Here is an 18,077-nt window from a genome sequence, read left to right as displayed (position 1 = left end):
CGCCGCGGCTCGGCTTTTACAGCGCGCCCCGCGCCGCTTCCAACCGCCGTTCTCGCAGCCACGTCATCGGACCTACACCGTGGCAAGACTGAAAGGCGGCGAACAGCGTGCGGCGAGACACGCCGCATTCGATGCAAAGGTCGTTCACCGAAACGTGGGCTCACAGCCGCCGCAGCATGAGCTCCTCGGCCTGCCTGACAATCCGCGGCGAGGCCGTGCAGGTCGCACCTGCGTCGAGCGCCGACTGCTGGTTGTGGGCATTCTGGTTCAGCAGGAGCGATGCCAGAGCGTCCGCCAACGGCTAACGCACCGGCTGTGGGTGGCGCCGCTGTGTATGGGGCTGCGCGATTGCATTCGATGACCTTGCTCACGCAGGCCGTGATGGTCCGGGCGAACATCGACCTCGACCGCATGAGCGCGCAACAGAAGGTTGAGCTGGCTGACGAAATCTACGTCCAGCAGCCGAACCTGCTGGCCTCCATCCTCGTGTTCCCTCGCTACGGGGTCGACATGCTGCAGCTTGAGGTGCCGATCCACGTTCTGCTGGTCGCCTTCCAGGCCACGAAGCACTGCGGGCACGCCTTGCCAACGATCTCTGAAGACGTCCAGGAAATCTGCTTGCAGCGGCTGACGGCGACGATGAAGTTCACCGAGGGCGTGCCGCCAGACTTCATCGAGCAGATGATCACAAGGTTCTGCGTTGATCGACCCGAGCGCTACCTGCTGGCGTTCGTCGGAGCACAGCTGCAGTCCAAGTGACGCATGCCCTAGTGGCGCCCTAAAACGTTGAGTTGCCGTCCGTCAAGGATACGTGTGATCGCCGCCCAGCGGCCCGATGATCAAGAGGTTGACGCCGTTGCGGCCATCGTCTTCGCCATGCGATCTTCGTATGAACTAGTTGGATTGAAGTACTCCAACTTCACGTATACAGATGCACTGCCCTCCGGTACCACCCTCCGAAGTCTTACGACGGGTGTATTTCCAATTGCTCAGAGCTGATTCCGATGAAAGAGGGGGGCTGGATCATAGGCATTCGTTGTTGCATCGATAAGGATAAGGACGTCCACAACGGCTATCGCGCACCTGATGGATCCCGCGCGCTGGAGTTCGCCTCGGTTACCGAAAGTCAGCCGACACCTGTGCGGCTGTGGTGGCGAACTTCATGAGAATCGCGTGAGCATCGGGCGTAGGCGCAAGGTTAAGGAGCAGCCGTTCGACGCCTGCGCCTTCTTGTTCGAGGATGGTTCTGCGTCGCTGGATGCACACCGACATGATCGCCGGCGTGAACTCCGGATGAAACTGAATGGAAAAGGCATTCGGGCCGTAGCGAAGAATCTGATTTTCGTCATGGTCCGAGGCACCTAGGACCACAGCGCCGGGTGGTTTGACCAGGACCGTCTGTGCGTGCGTCAGTAGCGCCGGAAACTCGCCGGGGATGTGTGCCAGGAGGGGGTCGTTGATGCTCTCCTGCAACAGTCGGATGGTCTGGAGGCCCAGTTCCCGACCTCGCGGGTGGTAGCCCACAAGCCCGCCAAGGGCGTGGGCCATGAGCTGATGTCCGTAGCAGACGCCGAGCAGTGGCACATCCGCAGCAACCAGCTGGCGGATCCACTCGGCCGTGCGTTCACTCCAGTCATGGAGATCGGTCACCATGTGCCATGAGCCAGTAACGACCGCGCCAGCAAAGCTGCCCGGTTGCGGCAACGGCTCGCCCATGTGCGGGCGCACCACCAGCACGTCGAGGTTCGCGGGAGCGAGCGCGGCGAGAAACCAGTCCGGTTGTTCGCCTAGCACTTCACTCACGTCGTGCGGCGGGCGTCCCATCTGGACGATCAACATCGGCAACTGTGCGCTCATTGCCGCAGGCTCAGTTGAATTCGACTGGGCGCTTCTGCCTCGTGTCCACGCTCAATGTGAAAACGTCCGGTCGTGCGTAGTGCCCCACCACGTCGAAGTCGTAGCGCGCGCGCACTAGTTCCTCGGTATCGATCTCGGCCACGACCAGCCCGACCTCGTTGAAGAGGGGACCAGCCAACACATCGCCGTACGGTCCGACGATCAGGCTGCCTCCGCGAATCAGGGGGCGGGATGGCTCCCAATTCGGCACCTCGATTCCAAGCTGGGACGGGGACTGCTGCACTTGACACGCACTGATCACGAAGGAGCGTCCCTCGTGCGCGATGTGGCGCATGGAACATTGCCAGACATCGCGCTCGTCCACCGTCGGTGCACACCAGATCTGCACCCCCTTCGCATACATCGCTGTCCGCAGCAGCGGCATGTGGTTCTCCCAACAGATGGCTGCACCCAGGCGACCTGCGGCTGAATCAACGATCGGAAGCGTTGAGCCGTCGCCTTGGCCCCAAATCAGGCGTTCGGTGCCGGTCGGCATCAGCTTGCGATGCTTGGCCATCAGCCCGCTCTCAGGCTCGAAGAACAGGGCGGAGCAATAGAGGGTGTTGCCGCCGCGCTCGATCACGCCGACCACCAGACTCGCCTTTGCCCGGCGCGAGAGATCCGCGAGCGCATCTGTTTCCGGCCCGGGAACGTCGATGGCATTGGAGTAGTAGCGGCCATAGGCCTCACGCCCCTCCGGAAGCCGATAGCCTAGGCGCGTGCCGAAGATCTCGCCCTTCGGGTAGCCCCCCAGCAGTGCTTCTGGCATCACCACCACGGACGCGCCGGATTCAATGATCTTTTCCTCGAAACCCAGCACGAGGTCCAGGGTCGCTTTTTTGCCAGTGGGAAGAGCACCGACTTGAAGCGCGGCTACTTTGGTTTTGGCCATGGGAGATCGAAGGTGTGAAGGAATATTGCGAGTATTGAATCCACGGCAAAATCAATCAACACCGTTCTGTTTGTGATTGATATGACCATGATTGATATCAGCGCTGTTGATCTGAACATTCTGAAGGTCTTCGAAGCCCTGTACGAAGAGGGCGGCGCTACGCGAGCGGGGGTGAGATTGGGGCTGACTCAATCGGCTGTGAGCGCGGCCCTTGCACGGCTGCGCAAGACCTATGGCGATCAACTCTTTACTCGCACCGGCCGCGGGCTGGTGCCGACGCTAAGGGCGCAAGAGCTCAAACCTCTGATCAGCGAGGGGCTCAACAAGTGTCGCCAGAGCTTGTCCATGAGCCGCAGCGGTGGCAATGACTTCCACGGCCGCTCGATCGTTGTCGGCTTGTCAGACGACTTCGAGGTTGCGTTCGGACGGCTGTTCATCGATGCGGTGGCGGCCCGGGCACCCGGATTGCGGTTGGCGTTCCGCCAGACGCACAGCCTGGTGGTGGGCAACATGCTGCAAGCGCGGCTCGCCGACGTCGCCGTGGTGTCGGGCGGCCTATCCTCGCGTCTGCTTGGCCACGAGGCGATTGGCCAGGGCCTCTACGCGTGCCTTATGGATCCTGCGTATGCACCGTCCACACGAGGACTGACCTTGCCGGAGTACGTCCGCAGAGACCACTTGCTCATTTCCTCCGGCGGCTTCATCGGCGTGGTGGACGAGGTGCTTGCGGCCATCGGGCGACCGCGCCGCGTGGTCGCCTCGACGACGCACTTCGCCGCGCTTCCTCACCTTCTGTTTGGCAGCGACGCCATCGCGACGATCCCCAAACATGCCGCCTCGGCGATCGCGGCGCGAACGGGACTGCAGATGTTTGCCTGTCCGTTGACTATGCCGCGCTACGCGGTGGAAGTCGGGTGGCGAACCGATGCACTGCGCGATGCAGCCATCGCAGAAGTGCGACGCGTACTGCTTGAGGTCCTCCAGGCTGCTCATTGGTCCTAGGCGCTGTGACGTCGACTGGCGATAGTGAGGCAACTTCTTTTTCTACTCAATAAGGTTCGTTGCGGGCCGGTGAGCGCGCGTAAAGCGTGAACGTCATGCTCAATGTATTGGTTGCGTCCCGCTTGGCGGCCGACTCCGGAGCAGTAGGTAGAACACATTGCGCAGGCGGTGATTGACCCCGTCAATCTCGCGGCCCTTCGCAGCAACACCCTAGTGCCCCGTGGGGTGGTGGCGTGGCCACGCTTCGTCAAGAACCGACGCGATCTGCCGCTACCCCTCAGTGTGGGTTCTGGAGGGAGACGCAGCCGTGCGTGGCAGACCGAAATGCCCATCGCCTAGTCGCCCACGTGGTTGCAGTGCGCCGTCCAAGAAGGGAGTGCATCTCGTTGCCTATGTGAAAAAAGTCAATCTGTCAAGACGCTGTTTTCCCTCTACTGCAGAAAACAATAAACTTTATAGTAATACATATGGCGAGACGGATACCTCCGTTTGCCAGCGCATTTGCACTCCGCTTCCCGAGGGCAACTACCCACTGAGCGATTCCACATGAACACCCTTGTTGCTGCGAACCGTCGCGATTTCTTCGGGGCCGCCGCCTCGTTGGCTGTGCTGTCTCTTCCCATGTCATCGGCCTTTGCTGCCGGCCCGCAAAAACGCGGCGGCACGCTGCGCGTCAGCATCAACCAGGCTGTCAACAAGCTGAACCCCTTGGTGGCGCGCGTGACGCCGGAGTACCTGGTTGCCGAACTCTTGTACTCAGGGCTCACCCGGATTGGCCCGACGATGGCCCCCGAGGCCGATCTCGCCCAGTCCTGGACCAGTTCTCCCGATCTGACCCAATGGACCTTCAAGCTGCGCCCTGGACTAGCTTTCCATGACGGCTCGGCATGCACGTCTGCTGATGTTGTCGCAAGCTTCCAAGCCATCCTGGACGCAAAGACGGCCTCGCCGGGTCGCCAGAACATCGGCCCGATCGCGAGCGTGAGCGCTCCTGACAAGGGCACCGTGGTGTTCGTCCTGTCGTCGCCCTACGCGGATCTGCCCGTCGCACTGGCATTCCCGAGCGCCAAGATCGTTCCGGCGTCCGTGCTGCAGAAAGGCTTGGGCAGACTCAATCGCGAAGCCATCGGCACCGGGCCCTTCAAGCTCGTGACCTTTGAGCCGGAGCGCATAGTTGTTGTCGCGCGCAACGAGGCTTACTACGACAAGGCGCGCCCCTACCTCGATCGCATTGAAGTCCGGGTATATCCAGACGCGACAGCCGAGGGTTCCGCACTGATCGCTGGCGATACCGATCTGATGGCGCTGGTGCAGCCCGCTGAGTTCGCGCGTTTAAAGGCTGCATCTGGTGTGAACGCCCTGAAGCTGCCGTCGGGCGTGTTCTGCAACATCAATCTCGGCTGCAACCAGAAGCCATTCAACGACGTGCGGGTCCGCCAGGCGCTTGCATTGACCGTCGACCGCCCCGCGATGGTGGATTTCGTCGGCGAAGGCTACGGCACCGTTGCGAACGACAACCCCGTTAGTGCCTCCTACCCCTTCTACAGGGAACTGCCGCAGCGCAAGCGGGACATTGCGCAGGCGAAGAAGCTGCTGGCAGAAGCGGGCCACGACAAGGGCCTCACCGTCACACTGATCGCTTCCGACAATCCGTCGATCCGCACGCAAATGGCCGTTGCCCTTCGAGAAATGGCCAAGCCTGCTGGATTCAACATCAATGTGCAGACGATGCCGCATGCCACTTATCTGGAACAGGTCTGGAAGAAGGGCAACTTCTACGTCGGCTTCTACAACATGCAGCCGACCGTCGATTCGATCTTCTCTCTGTTGTACACGTCGAATGCTTCCTGGAACGAGACGCACTGGAACAACGCGATCTTCGACAAGCTGGTGGCCGACGCACGCGCGACGGCGGACACGAAGAAGCGCACCGAGCTGTACGCCGAAGCGCAAAGACTCATGACGGAGGAAGTGCCTTCCATCATTCCGGTGTACTTCGATCTGCTTCGCGCCAAGCGCAGCTATGTCGAAGGCTACCAGGTCAACCCGCGTGGCTTGGTCTACCGTCTGGACTACGTTTCGCTGGGCGACGGCGCCCCGAAGCGCGCCTAAAGCGCGCCCTCGCTTGGAGCAACCATGTCGCTAAGCTACTTCCTCAAACGGATCGGACTGAGCGTCTACACGCTCCTCGTCGTGTCGATCCTTGTCTTCGTCATTACGCAGGTGTTGCCCGCCGATCCTGCGGTGATGATGCTGGGTGAAAACGCCACACCCGATGCGCTGCAGGCGTTGCGAGATCAGTTGGGTCTCGATGCCCCGCTTTGGCAGCAATACCTGCATTGGTTCACCGGAGCGATCCGCGGTGACTTCGGCGAGTCGATGCGCACCGGACAAGCCGTCGCTCCGGTGATGATGGAGGCGTTGGGGCGTTCGCTGACCCTGGCCTTCCTGTCGATCAGCTTCATGCTGATGATCGCCGTCCCGCTGGGCATTATCGCGGCCGTGCGCCGCGGCAAGATTGCCGACGTACTTGTGAGCGTCGTGTCGTACGTCGGCGTGTCGCTTCCAGAGTTCGTGACGGCGACGCTGCTGGTGCTGGTCTTCGCCGACTTCTGGCAGATCCTTCCCGCGACCGGCTACATCCCGCTTTCGGAGAGCTTTTCCGGCGGACTTCGGCATCTGGCGCTGCCTGTGATCACGGTCTCGGTTATCTTGATTGCGCACGTGTCGCGGATGGTCCGCTCCGAGCTGGTTGATGTGCTGCACATGGACTACATCCGGTCGGCCCGTCTCAAGGGCCTGTCGAAACATGCGGTCCTCTTCAAGCACGGCTTGCGCAACTCGCTTCTACCCACGATCACGATCGTTGCCCTTGATGTGGGCTACCTCCTAGGTGGTGTCATCGTCGTTGAAGAAATCTTTGCCCTCCCAGGCATCGGACGCCAACTGATCGTTGCCATCCAGAACCGTGATCTGCCCGCCATTCAGGCCGGTGCCCTCATCATGGCCGCGACCTATTGCGTCGTGAACTTCGTCGCTGATATGGCCTACGCGGCGCTCGACAAGAGGATTCAGTATGAGTGATATTGCCACACCGCTCCAGAGCGAAAAGCCCAGCGTCGCGTCTTCTTCGGCGGGAAAGCTCGGATCCAACCATTTCTTCGCGCGCCTCATGCGCTCGCCGCAAGGCAAGCTGGGGATGCTGATCATCGGGCTCGTCATGGTGATGGTGCTGTTCGGCCCTTATCTGGCGCCTCACAGTCCCGACGACATGGCACCGCTGTCGCGTTACAAGGGACCCAGCGCAGCAAACTGGCTAGGCACCGACCAGTACGGACGGGATTTGCTGAGCCGGATTCTCTACGGCGCTCGCTCCACGGTCGTTTTGGCGTTCATGGCCACTGCCATCGGCAGCTTGATCGGCGCCTTCATCGGAACCTTGTGCGCCTTCCTCGGCGGTCGATTCGACGAGATCGTGATGCGTACGATCGACGCTGTCATGGCCATTCCGAGCCTGCTGTTCGCGCTGCTCATCGTCAACCTGATGGGCAAGGGCGAGATCAATGCGGTGCTGGCCATTGCCATCGCGTTCGTGCCGAGCATGACCCGCATCACCCGCTCCGTGGCGCTGGCGATCCGCAAGCAGGACTTCGTCAGTGCCGCAATCGCACGCGGCGAATCAAGCCTGTACGTCGTCCTGCGTGAGATGCTGCCGAACGTGGTGGCGCCCGTCGTTGTCGAGATGACGATCCGCGTGGCCTTCGCGGTCATGCTTTTCGCGACGTTGAGCTTCCTCGGCTTAGGCGCACAACCTCCCGCGTCCGAGTGGGGCCTGATGGCCGCCGAGGCTCGCAAGTTCATGCACTTGAGCCCTTGGATGATCCTCTGGCCGAGCGCCGCCGTGGCGATGGTCGCCATCGGCTTCAACCTTCTGGGCGACGGTCTTCGTGATGCCCTCAACCCCAAAACCTGAGGCCTATCATGGATCACGTCCTTGAAGTCAAAGACTACTCGCTCGACTATGCGACGCCGAACGGTCGCTTCCATGCACTGGCCAATCTCAACCTAACGATCGATCGCGGCGAAGTGCTCGGCCTCGTTGGCGAGTCCGGCTCCGGGAAGACTTCGCTCGCCTGGTCGATCATGCGCTACCTCGCGGGTAACGCCATCGAGACAAGCGGGAGCATCAAGCTGGTCGGCGAAGACCTATTGAAGGTCACTCCGAAGCAAATCGATTCCATTCGCGGGCGCCGCATCAGCATGGTGTTCCAGGATCCGAGTACCTCTCTGAATCCAACCCTGTCGCTCGGGGAGCAGCTGACGGAAGTGTTGGTCCGGCATCGCAACCTGACCCGCAAGCAGGCAGCCATGGAGGGCATTGCCATGCTCGACCGCGTCGGCCTCAAGGACCCGACGGGGATGATGCGCCGTTACCCACACGAAGCGTCCGGTGGAGAAAAGCAGCGCGTCGTGATCGCCACAGCCTTCGCGTGCAGGCCGGAATGCATCATCTTCGACGAGCCGACCACCGCATTGGATGTCATCACTGGAAGGCAGATCCTTGATCTTTTCGCCGAGCTCCAGGCCGAAACGCACGTTGCCTCACTGTACATCTCGCACGACCTTGCACTGGTCTCCCAGGTGGCCGACCGGGTGGCAGTGATCCACAAGGGCGTCATCGTCGAGCAAGGCGACGTGGAACAGGTGTTCACCCATCCAGCCGATCCCTATACGAAGCGGCTGATCGGCGCCGTGCCTCGGCCCGATCACCGCCTCGTTGGCGCCCCCCCAAAGACCGGCGGCCAAGCGTTGGTCGAAGCCAAAGCGCTGAGCGTGACCTATGGCGGCGTCTCGGCATTCGCCAGGTTGCTCGGCAAGCGCAAAGCCAGCGTCGTCGGCAACCGTGCCATCAGCATTGCGGTCAAGCCCGGTGAGATTCTCGGCGTGGTGGGTGAGTCCGGTTCCGGCAAGTCGACGCTGGCCAAGGCCCTGACCGGCCTCAATCCTTTCGAGGGCCAGCTCTTCTTCGCAGGCAAACAGATTAGCGGCGCGAAGGACATGGGGAAGCTCTACCGGCGGGATGTGCAGATGATCTTCCAGCACCCCGACGCCTCGCTCAATCCGCGCCAACGCGTGCGAGACATCCTGTCGCGACCGTTGAAGTTGTACACCGACACCCCGTCAGGCCAATACACGCAGATCATCGGCGACCTCCTGGAACAGGTACGCCTGCCGCGTGAGTACATGAACCGCTTCCCGCATCAGCTCTCGGGCGGTGAGAAGCAACGGGTCGCAATTGCCCGCGCATTCGCGTCACGTCCCAAACTGGTTATTTGCGACGAGATTACCTCGGCGCTCGACGTTTCCGTGCAGGCGTCGGTGGTTGAGCTTCTCATCGAGTTGCAAAAGCAGTTCGGCACCGCCTACCTGTTCATTACGCATGACCTGAACCTCGTGCGCCAGATTGCCCATCGCATCGCCGTCATGTATCGGGGCGACCTGGTCGACCTCCTCGAAACCGCCGAGGTGGATTCTCCATCGCGGCATGCCTACACGCGCTCCTTGCTCGACGCCGTACCCACTCCGGTTGGCGACTACGCCAGCCTTGCTCCTGAATTGGAAGTTGCCCCATGAACGTTGATCAGTTGCTGGACCGTGTTGACGAGTCCGCTGCCCTCGAGTTTCTCGCCAGGATGGTGCAGCACAAAAGCTATCCAGAAACCGATGACGAGCGCGTGCTGGCGCAATACATGGTCGAGCAGATGCGCTCCCTCGGCCTCGAGGCGGCTCTGACCCCCGTCAACGAAACCCGCGTGAACGCAATCGGCACCTGGAAGGGCACCGGCGGCGGAAAGAGCCTGCTGTTCAACGGCCATCTCGACACGAACCCCGTCTCGGAGGGGTGGACGGTCGACCCATGGGCCGGCACGGTGGACGACAAGTTCATCTATGGCATCGGTGTGTCGAACATGAAGGCCGGTGATGCTGCGTACTTCTGCGCGGTGAAGACATTGATCGACGCCGGCGTCAGGGTCAAGGGCGACGTCGTGCTCACCTTCGTGGTCGGCGAGCTTCAGGGGGGCGTCGGGACACTGGCGGCCATTCAGCAGGGCGTACGTGCAGACTACTTCATCAACAGCGAGCCGACCGACCTGTCCGCGGTAACGATGCACGCAGCCTCGCTGTCGTACACGATCGAGTTGACAGGTGTCACTCGCCATCTGTCCAAGCGTGAAGAAGCAGTTGATGCCATTGCGGCAGCGTGCGCATTGATCCCGCGAATCAATGCCATGACCTTCAGCAACGCAAAGAGCGAGGAGCATCGATCGATCAACCGCGGCCACGTCGGCATCGTCAATGGCGCACTAGGCAGGGACCTGCACGGATGGCGTCCGCCGCAGGTGTCGGACTTTGTTCGCTTGCGTGGCGTGTGTCGCTACGCACCGGGCCAGACCGAAGCCGATGCCTTGGGCGACCTGCGGCGATTGCTGGACACGCTCGAGCAAGAGCATCATGGTCTGAAAGCCACCGTCTTCGCCGAGAAGCACACGGGGCGCCCGACCATGCCGCCCTTCGAGGTCGACAAGAACTCTCGCATCGTCAAGGTCGTCAACGCGGCATTCAGGAAAGTGCGCGGCACGGAACAACCGACTGGCGCCATCAAGCCCGCTGGGTTCTTCGGAACGGACGCGGGTCATTTGTATGCGGCAGCCGGAATGGAAGGCGTGGTTTGCGGTCCCGGCGGCCGCTACAACACGATGCCCGACGAACGCGTCGACATTGCCGATTACCTGGACATGATCCGAATCTACATGATCGCAATCCTCGAGATCTGCGGAACCGAGTAACTCACCATTTCCGATCGATCACGATGACTACACCGACAAATGATCTTCAACGCGGAGCCTCGACCAAAAAATGGCAGTTCTGGATTGACCGTGGAGGCACCTTTACAGACATTGTCGCCAAACGTCCGGACGGTTCGCTTGTCACACACAAATTGCTGTCGGAGAACCCTGAGCAGTACCGTGATGCGGCGGTGGCTGGGATCCGGCATCTGCTGGGCCTGACAGCTGGCGTGCCAGTAACCCCCGACCAGGTCGAGTGCGTGAAGATGGGCACGACGGTGGCAACGAACGCATTGCTGGAGCGCAAGGGTGAGCCAACGCTGCTGGTAACCACCCGAGGATTCCGAGATGCGTTGCGGATCGCGTACCAGAATCGCCCCCGCCTGTTCGATCGTCACATCGTCATGCCGGAGCTGCTGTACAGCCGCGTCATCGAGGCCGACGAGCGCGTCGGCGCGCGCGGCGAGATAGTCAAAGCATTGGATGAAGCCGCCTTACGCGCCGAGCTCCTGCAAGCACATGCCGCGGGCCTGCGAAGCGTCGCAATTGTGTTCATGCATGGCTACCGTTTCACCGCACACGAGATGGCAGCCAAGCGGCTGGCCGAGGCGTCTGGCTTTACGCAGATCAGCGCATCTCACGAAACCAGTCCGATGATGAAGTTCGTGAGCCGCGGTGACACCACCGTGGTGGACGCGTATCTTTCCCCGATTCTGCGGCGCTACGTCGACCAAGTGGCTAGTGAGATGCCAGGCGTCAAACTTTTCTTCATGCAATCCTCGGGCGGCCTGACCGACGCTCACTCATTCCAAGGTAAGGACGCCATTCTGTCCGGCCCAGCCGGCGGAATCGTTGGGATGGCGCGTACAGCCGCGCTGGCCAACCATGAGAAGGTGATCGGATTCGACATGGGCGGCACATCGACCGACGTCTCACATTACGCCGGCGAGTTCGAGCGCGAGTTCGAGACTCAGGTCGCGGGCGTCCGGATGCGAGCGCCGATGATGAGCATCCATACCGTGGCAGCCGGCGGCGGATCCATCCTCGAGTTTGACGGTTCGCGATTCCGTGTCGGCCCGGAAAGCGCCGGAGCCAATCCGGGCCCGGCAAGCTACCGCCGCGGAGGTCCACTTGCCGTGACCGATGCCAACGTCATGCTCGGGAAGATCCAGCCGGACTACTTTCCCAAGCTCTTTGGCCCAGACGCCAACGAGCCTTTGAGCCTGGATGCAGTCAAGTCCAGGTTCGAAGCATTGGCCACCCAAACAGGCCGTACGCCCGAGTCGGTTGCCGAGGGATTCATCGAGATCGCCGTGCAGCAGATGGCAAACGCGATCAAGAAAATCTCGGTGGCGCGCGGCTACGATGTGACGCGCTATACGTTGCAGTGCTTCGGCGGTGCCGGTGGGCAGCATGCGTGTCTCGTGGCAGACGCCCTGGGCATGAGCAAAGTGTTCGTGCATCCGATGGCTGGCGTACTCTCGGCCTATGGAATGGGACTGGCCGACCAGAGTGTCATGCGCGAGCAAGCCGTGGAACTGCCTCTCGCGGAATCTTCGCTGGCGGAGATCAACGACAAATTGGATGCGCTCGCAGAGGCGGCGCGTTCGGAGTTCGTGCGCCAACAGGTGCCCGGGGGCGCCACGGTTCTTCGCCCGCGCATCCACGTGCGCTACGAAGGAAGTGACTCGGCACTGGTTGTGCCGGCCGGCGGTATCGCCGAGGTCCGATCTGCTTTCGAGCACGCCTATCGGCAGCGTTTCTCGTTTCTGATGGAAGGTAAAGGTCTCATCGTCGAAGCCGTGTCGGTTGAAGCCGTCGTGACAGATGATGAAGCCCATGAGGAGGCGCGTCCGCTTAACGCCGTGAGAGAGACGCCTCGCAGGAATACGATTCGTGTCTTCTCGAGCGGTGAGTGGCACCAGGCAGCATTGATCCTGCGCGAGGACATGCGGCCGGGCGATGTGATTGGCGGACCGGCCATAGTTGCGGAGAAGAACGCGACGACGGTGGTGGAGCCCGGATGGGAAGCAAGGATCACCGCGCTCGATCACATCGAGATGGAACGGCGCCTACCAAGAAAGGTGACGTACGCACTGGGCACCAGGGTGGATCCGGTCTTGCTGGAGGTCTTCAACAATCTCTTCATGAACATCGCAGAGCAGATGGGTCTCCAACTGCAAAATACAGCGTACTCCGTCAACATCAAGGAGCGACTGGACTTCTCGTGTGCGCTGTTCGACGCGCAGGGCAATCTCATCGCCAATGCGCCGCATATGCCGGTTCATCTCGGCTCGATGGGCGAGAGCATCAAGACAATCATCCGGAAGAATGCAGGGCACATGGCGCCGGGCGACGTCTACGCCCTCAACGATCCGTATCACGGCGGCACGCACCTTCCCGATGTCACGGTCATCACGCCCGTATATCTGAATGAGGATCGCTCCGCGCCTTCATTTTTCGTTGGATCCCGTGGTCACCATGCCGACATCGGCGGCACGACGCCAGGATCGATGCCCCCGTTCTCGAAATCGATTGACGAAGAAGGCGTTCGCATCGACAACTTCAAACTGGTCTCGGGCGGCGTGTTCCGTGAGGCCGAACTCATCGACTTGCTGAAGAGCGGCAAGTATCCCAGCCGAAATCCACAGCAGAATATTGCCGACATCCACGCCCAGATCGCCGCCAATCTGAAGGGTATGCGCGAACTAGAGAAGATGGTCGATCAGTTCGGGCTCAATGTCGTTGAGGCGTATATGCGTCACGTACAGGACAATACCGAAGAAGCTGTGCGACGTGTCATCAGCAAGCTAAGGGGTGGGACGTTCACACTCCCGCTGGACAACGGCGCGCAAATCCAGGTACGAATCGACGTCGACATCGCAGCCCGAAATGCTGTCATCGATTTCACCGGCACGTCCGGTCAGCAATCGAATAACTTCAACGCGCCGCGTGCGGTGTGCATGGCAGCGGTGTTGTATGTGTTCAGATCGCTCGTCGGCGACGACATCCCTCTCAATGCCGGCTGCATGAAGCCGTTGAAGGTGATCGTGCCAGAGGGATCCATGCTCAACCCGGTGTACCCGGCGTCAGTCGTTGCTGGCAACGTCGAAACCTCTACCTGCATCACAAATGCGTTGTATGGCGCGTTGGGCACGACTGCGGGAAGCCAGTGCACGATGAACAACTTCACCTTTGGCAACAGCACCTATCAGTACTACGAGACTATTGCCGGCGGCTCGGGCGCTGGCGGCATCCTGGACAAGGATGGCGTCCTGGTGGACGGTTTCAACGGAACGAGCGTTGTTCAATCCAATATGACCAACTCGCGCCTGACCGACCCAGAGATCCTAGAATTTCGCTTCCCCGTGCGCTTGCAAAGCTTCGAGATCCTTGCGAACTCGGGTGGAAGAGGGCGTTGGTTCGGTGGAAACGGCGGCGTGCGGCGAATCAAGTTCTTGGAGCCGATGACCGCAAGCATCTTGTCAAACGGACGCAGGCAAGGCTCCTTCGGAGCAGGCGGTGGAGAGACGGGAAGAACTGGATTAAACCGAGTGTTTCGAGTGGACGGAACAGTCGAGGTGCTGGACCACATCGGCCAGGCCGAAATGCACCCGGGCGACGTCTTCGAGATCCAGACGCCCGGCGGCGGCGGATTCGGCCCCCCCGTAGGCGACTAGGCCATCGACCGAGCACAAACGTGCGACCTATTCCTGGCAAAATATAAACATTACAGTTGAGCCACGGGACGGGAACAGATGCTCGAAGTCGAAGAACCATCCGCGCAGGCAGCAGGCGACAACTCGCCTGTGCAGCGCATCACTGAACTGTCGAGTTCGCCGCTGCACGAAGTCGTCAAGCGCCAGATTTCCGAGGCCATCGACCTGGGGGCTTGGCCGCCAGGTCATGTGTTGCCCAGCGAGATCTCGCTGGCCAACACCATGGGTGTCGCAGTCGGAACAGTGAGGCGCGCTCTGCTTGATCTCGCAGCAGAGGGGCTGTTGAGCCGTCGACGCAAGACGGGAACTGTCGTTACCGGGCGCACTGCACACCGAGGACTGAGGTACTTCTTTAAGTACTTCCGACTGCACAGACGAGACGGCTCGCTGGTCCATTCCGAAGCTCGGGTGCTTGCTGTAGTGCGTGAAAAGGCGAACTCCGTGGTGCAGGAAAAGCTTGGACTGGACGCCGGCGCGGACGTTATTCGACTCGAGCGACTTCGCTTGGTGAACGCACAGCCGGTAATGCTCGACACTTTCATTCTGGCGGCTGAACGCGTGCCGGATTTTCCCCTCAAGAACGAAGACGTTCCTCAACTCGTCTACACCTATCTTGTCGAGCGGTACGGGATTAAAATTTCGGCAGTGAGAGAAGAACTCAGTGCCGAACTCGCCTCGGCTGACGATGCTAGGCTTCTTGGTATACAGACACCTGCCGCCATCATGATGATCGAGGAAGTTGCATTCGATCAGTCCAACGTTCCAACTATCGTGGGCGTGCGACGTGCGTTAACCAAGGACCACGTCTACATTAACGAAGTGCGTTAGGTACCGAGTGCAACTTGCCTCGCGATCTCCAGGTTGCCATCGCGCATGGGCTGACGCCGATCTCATGCGTAAGTGGCGCTCCGGCCGCGGGCTCAAGGTAAGGACACGCTGTGTGTCGCGTACCTATTGAACGAGCTTAGGTGTCGTCAAACCGAGGAGTTCAAGGCAAACTTGGTCGCCGCCTGCTCTCGGTCCGTCGCGTCGATCGCCTCAGTGGCATCGGCCAATGGAATCAATGCGAACCTGTTGCGCCGATGGATCGAGCAAGGCGGTCAACGGTTGCCCAGCGCCGACTCCGGCGAGACGACTGTGGACCTGCCGCGGGATCACGCCAAGGCGGCGCTCGTGCCCGTGCATCTCGGTGCGACGCCTTCGCCGGTAGCACCTGACATCCGGATCGAACTCAAGCGCGGCGCGACCACAGTGGTCGTGAAGTGGCCGTCAAGCGGCCGCAGCGGCGAGCGCCGCCTGGCTTCGCGAGATCTTGCGTTGTGATCCGCGCCGAGTCCATCTGGGATGGCGGTGCAACCGCTGGACCTGCGTGCTGGCACAGAGGCTGCTCTGGCCCGAGTTGTGTTGGTGTTCGGCCCTGCACGCCCGCACCATGTCTACCTCTTCGCCAACCCGCGGATGGTTGGCAAGGCGGTTGAACAGCGGCAAGTTCACCTGGCCCAAAAATATCAACGGAACGCTGACACTGAGCTGGCCGCAGTTCGATGCGCTGGTACTCGGACTGCCTTGCCAGATCGTCGGTCAGGCCGGCGTGATTTGGTCATCGGGCAGGAGATCATCGCGCCATGTCGCCGCTGAAGGCCGCGATCTTGTGAGGTACGAACATTGAGATGCTTCCGTTCCCGTTCTCGGTTTTCGCGCGACCCCGGAAACCTCATTCATGGTGATCGAGGCAACTTTGTCGAGTTTCGCTTTGTCGCTTTGATGCTGTACTTTTTTCCGGCGCGTCGGGAGGAGAACTCGAGAGCTTTCCCTGAGCATTCTTGCCCCTTCACTGGCCGTCGTCGGACTCCAATAACTCTCCGATCAGAAAGTCCCTGAAGCTTTCTGCTGCGGGCGACAGGGCTCGCGCGCGCGGACAGAAGAGCGACAGGTGCCGATCGACGGTCGGCGACAGAAGCGGCCGCGAGACAAGGCCAAAGGACTCGAGTAACGGCAGGACTTGGCTCGGTTGGGCTGTGATACCGAAGCCGCCCCTCACCATGCCGAGCGCGGTCGTGATGAACGAGACCTCGTGCGCCGGGTGCAGCGCGAGCGAGGCCGAGTGCTTGAAGAGGTCGGCCTGCAGGCGGTTCGTGAAATCGGGCGTGAGACTCACGAAAGGATGCTGTAGTGCCTGGGCCCAGCTCACGCGGCTGCGCGCGGCGAGCGGGTGGTCGGGGCGGCACACCAGGCGCATGCGGTCACGCATCAGGCTCTGCTGTGTCAGCTCCGGCGGCGTCTGGCGTTGCGGTGCGATGCCCAGGTCGGCCTCGCCGCTCACCACCCGCGCGGTGGCCTGCTGGTTGAGCGAGTCAAGCACGTAAACAGCGATGGCCGGGTACCGGCGGCGGTAGCGATGGATCATCTCGGGCAGCGTGGTCGCGGCGTACAGGGGCGTGCATGCGATGCGCACTGTGCCGCGCTTCTTCTGCTCCAGGTCCTGCGTGCTCTCCAGCGCGCGCGAGAGGTCGTCGAGTACCTGCCGCGCGAGCGGATAGAACTCGCTGCCCGCCAGCGAGAGCGCCGTGGAGCGCGTGGTCCGATCGAACAGGCGCACGCCCATGTTCCGTTCGAGATCGCGAATCAGCAGGCTCAGCGCCGAGGGCGTGAGGTGCAGCCGGCCGGCCGCTGCCGCGAAGCTTCCGGCATCGGCGATGGCGACGAAGGCGCGCAATTGGCGAAAGGTGACGTTTCCGATATTCATAAGACAAGCTCACTTCGACATAAAAAAGTCTAGCTTGTCTTAGCAATGCTGGCTACCTACGATGCCCTTCATCCGCAAACAAACGTACGTAGACACGATGCTCCGATTCGATCCGAACCTACGGTGGCTCTTCACCGAATACCCCATGCTCGAACGCTACGAAGCCGCTGCCAGGGCGGGCTTCCAGGGCGTGGAGGTGGCCTTCCCCTACGAGTACCCGGCGCGCGAGATCGCGGCGCGGCTCGATGCCAACGGCCTGCAGCTGGTGCAGATCCTCTCGCCTTTCGACTGGGACGCCGGTGAGCGTGGGTATGCGGCGCTGCCGGGCGCCGAGCAGAAATTCAGGCAGAGCATTCACACCGCCATCGAGTACGCCTCGCAGGTCGGTGGGCCGATGATCCACGTGATGCCCGGCAACATTGCCCCTGGCATGGACCGGGCTCGCTGCATGGACCTCTTCAAGGACAACATCGGCTGGGCTGCCGACCAGGCTCGTATGGCCGGGCTGACGCTGATCCTCGAGCCCTGCTGCCGCGCGCGCTTTCCCGACTTTCTGTACCACCGCATCGAAGAAGGCGTGGAGGTGGTCCAGGCGCTGGGCCGTGACAACGTGAAGCTGTGCTTCGACACTTTCCACATCCAGATGGAGCAAGGCGCCATCGCCGAACGGTTGAAGGCGGTGTGGCCGTACATCGGCCATATCCAGGTCGGCAGCGTGCCGGGCCGCAACGAGCCGGGCACAGGCGAGATCCGCTTTCCCTACCTGTTCGAACTCATCGAGCAAATGGACTGGAAGGGCTGGATCGGCTGCGAGTACGCGCCGTCGGGCCACACGCTGGACACGTTGGCGTGGGCCGCGGGCCATGGCATCCGCGATCCGCGTGCGCGCCGTGATGCGGCCGCGGAGAACACCGCTGCAACGAAAACCGCTGCAACGAAAACCGCTGCAACAACGAATTAAAGGAGACCCGAAG

The 18,077-nt window shown here is 61.3% G+C and carries 16 protein-coding genes; 12 read left to right on the top strand and 4 right to left on the bottom strand.

The annotated features are described in order from the left end of the window. Positions 1-357: 357 nt before the first annotated feature. Positions 358-759, top strand: coding sequence for a hypothetical protein (locus tag BLR24_RS03020; RefSeq protein ID WP_254787140.1), 402 nt, complete (start codon positions 358-360; stop codon positions 757-759). Between the two features lie 80 nt (positions 760-839). Here BLR24_RS03020 and BLR24_RS03015 read toward each other — a convergent pair whose 3' ends face one another. The 3 genes from BLR24_RS03015 to BLR24_RS03005 form a co-directional block, all read right to left on the bottom strand. After that, a complete protein-coding gene (locus BLR24_RS03015) occupies positions 840-986 on the bottom strand; it encodes a pyridoxal-phosphate dependent enzyme (protein WP_217636281.1) in 147 nt (48 codons plus the stop codon). 130 nt (positions 987-1,116) lie between these two features. Then, positions 1,117-1,857: a glutamine amidotransferase gene (locus tag BLR24_RS03010; protein WP_093012341.1), complete on the bottom strand. Its 741-nt coding sequence runs from the start codon at positions 1,855-1,857 to the stop codon at positions 1,117-1,119. A gap of 10 nt (positions 1,858-1,867) precedes the next feature. Continuing rightward, positions 1,868-2,788, bottom strand: a complete 921-nt coding sequence (locus tag BLR24_RS03005; protein ID WP_093012338.1) for a carbon-nitrogen hydrolase family protein — start codon at positions 2,786-2,788, stop codon at positions 1,868-1,870. Between the two features lie 81 nt (positions 2,789-2,869). Between BLR24_RS03005 and BLR24_RS03000 the strand changes: the two genes are divergently transcribed. From BLR24_RS03000 to BLR24_RS30590, 10 genes are all read left to right on the top strand, one after another. Then, on the top strand, positions 2,870-3,790 hold the full coding sequence (locus BLR24_RS03000) for a LysR family transcriptional regulator (RefSeq protein ID WP_093012335.1): 921 nt from the start codon (positions 2,870-2,872) through the stop codon (positions 3,788-3,790). Between the two features lie 546 nt (positions 3,791-4,336). Next, on the top strand, positions 4,337-5,902 hold the full coding sequence (locus BLR24_RS02995) for an ABC transporter substrate-binding protein (RefSeq protein ID WP_093012332.1): 1,566 nt from the start codon (positions 4,337-4,339) through the stop codon (positions 5,900-5,902). Between the two features lie 24 nt (positions 5,903-5,926). Then, on the top strand, positions 5,927-6,874 hold the full coding sequence (locus tag BLR24_RS02990; protein WP_093012329.1) for an ABC transporter permease: 948 nt from the start codon (positions 5,927-5,929) through the stop codon (positions 6,872-6,874). After that, complete coding sequence (locus BLR24_RS02985; RefSeq protein ID WP_093012326.1) at positions 6,867-7,763, top strand: ABC transporter permease; 897 nt, start codon at positions 6,867-6,869, stop codon at positions 7,761-7,763. Before BLR24_RS02990 ends, BLR24_RS02985 begins: the two co-directional genes overlap by 8 nt. Positions 7,764-7,771: 8 nt before the next feature. Next, a complete protein-coding gene (locus BLR24_RS02980) occupies positions 7,772-9,424 on the top strand; it encodes a dipeptide ABC transporter ATP-binding protein (RefSeq protein ID WP_093012323.1) in 1,653 nt (550 codons plus the stop codon). After that, positions 9,421-10,638, top strand: coding sequence for a M20 family metallopeptidase (locus BLR24_RS02975; RefSeq protein ID WP_093012320.1), 1,218 nt, complete (start codon positions 9,421-9,423; stop codon positions 10,636-10,638). Before BLR24_RS02980 ends, BLR24_RS02975 begins: the two co-directional genes overlap by 4 nt. Before the next feature lie 23 nt (positions 10,639-10,661). Beyond that, positions 10,662-14,318: a hydantoinase B/oxoprolinase family protein gene (locus tag BLR24_RS02970; protein ID WP_093012317.1), complete on the top strand. Its 3,657-nt coding sequence runs from the start codon at positions 10,662-10,664 to the stop codon at positions 14,316-14,318. 78 nt (positions 14,319-14,396) lie between these two features. Further along, a complete protein-coding gene (locus BLR24_RS02965; protein ID WP_093012314.1) occupies positions 14,397-15,185 on the top strand; it encodes a GntR family transcriptional regulator in 789 nt (262 codons plus the stop codon). Between the two features lie 72 nt (positions 15,186-15,257). Next, positions 15,258-15,680, top strand: a complete 423-nt coding sequence (locus BLR24_RS02960) for a transposase (protein WP_093012311.1) — start codon at positions 15,258-15,260, stop codon at positions 15,678-15,680. A gap of 109 nt (positions 15,681-15,789) precedes the next feature. Continuing rightward, complete coding sequence (locus tag BLR24_RS30590; protein WP_175543148.1) at positions 15,790-16,026, top strand: hypothetical protein; 237 nt, start codon at positions 15,790-15,792, stop codon at positions 16,024-16,026. 162 nt (positions 16,027-16,188) lie between these two features. On the opposite strand, the gene BLR24_RS02950 is transcribed toward BLR24_RS30590, so the two are convergent. Next, complete coding sequence (locus tag BLR24_RS02950; protein WP_093012305.1) at positions 16,189-17,103, bottom strand: LysR family transcriptional regulator; 915 nt, start codon at positions 17,101-17,103, stop codon at positions 16,189-16,191. A 97-nt stretch (positions 17,104-17,200) separates the two neighbouring features. Between BLR24_RS02950 and BLR24_RS02945 the strand changes: the two genes are divergently transcribed. Further along, a complete protein-coding gene (locus tag BLR24_RS02945; protein WP_175543147.1) occupies positions 17,201-18,064 on the top strand; it encodes a hydroxypyruvate isomerase family protein in 864 nt (287 codons plus the stop codon). Positions 18,065-18,077: the final 13 nt, after the last annotated feature.

Origin of the sequence: Variovorax sp. OV700 (assembly GCF_900099805.1) — a bacterium.
Taxonomy (GTDB): domain Bacteria; phylum Pseudomonadota; class Gammaproteobacteria; order Burkholderiales; family Burkholderiaceae_C; genus Variovorax.
Note: the sequence above shows the minus strand (reverse complement) of the source record. Positions and strands in the feature narration are given on the sequence as shown.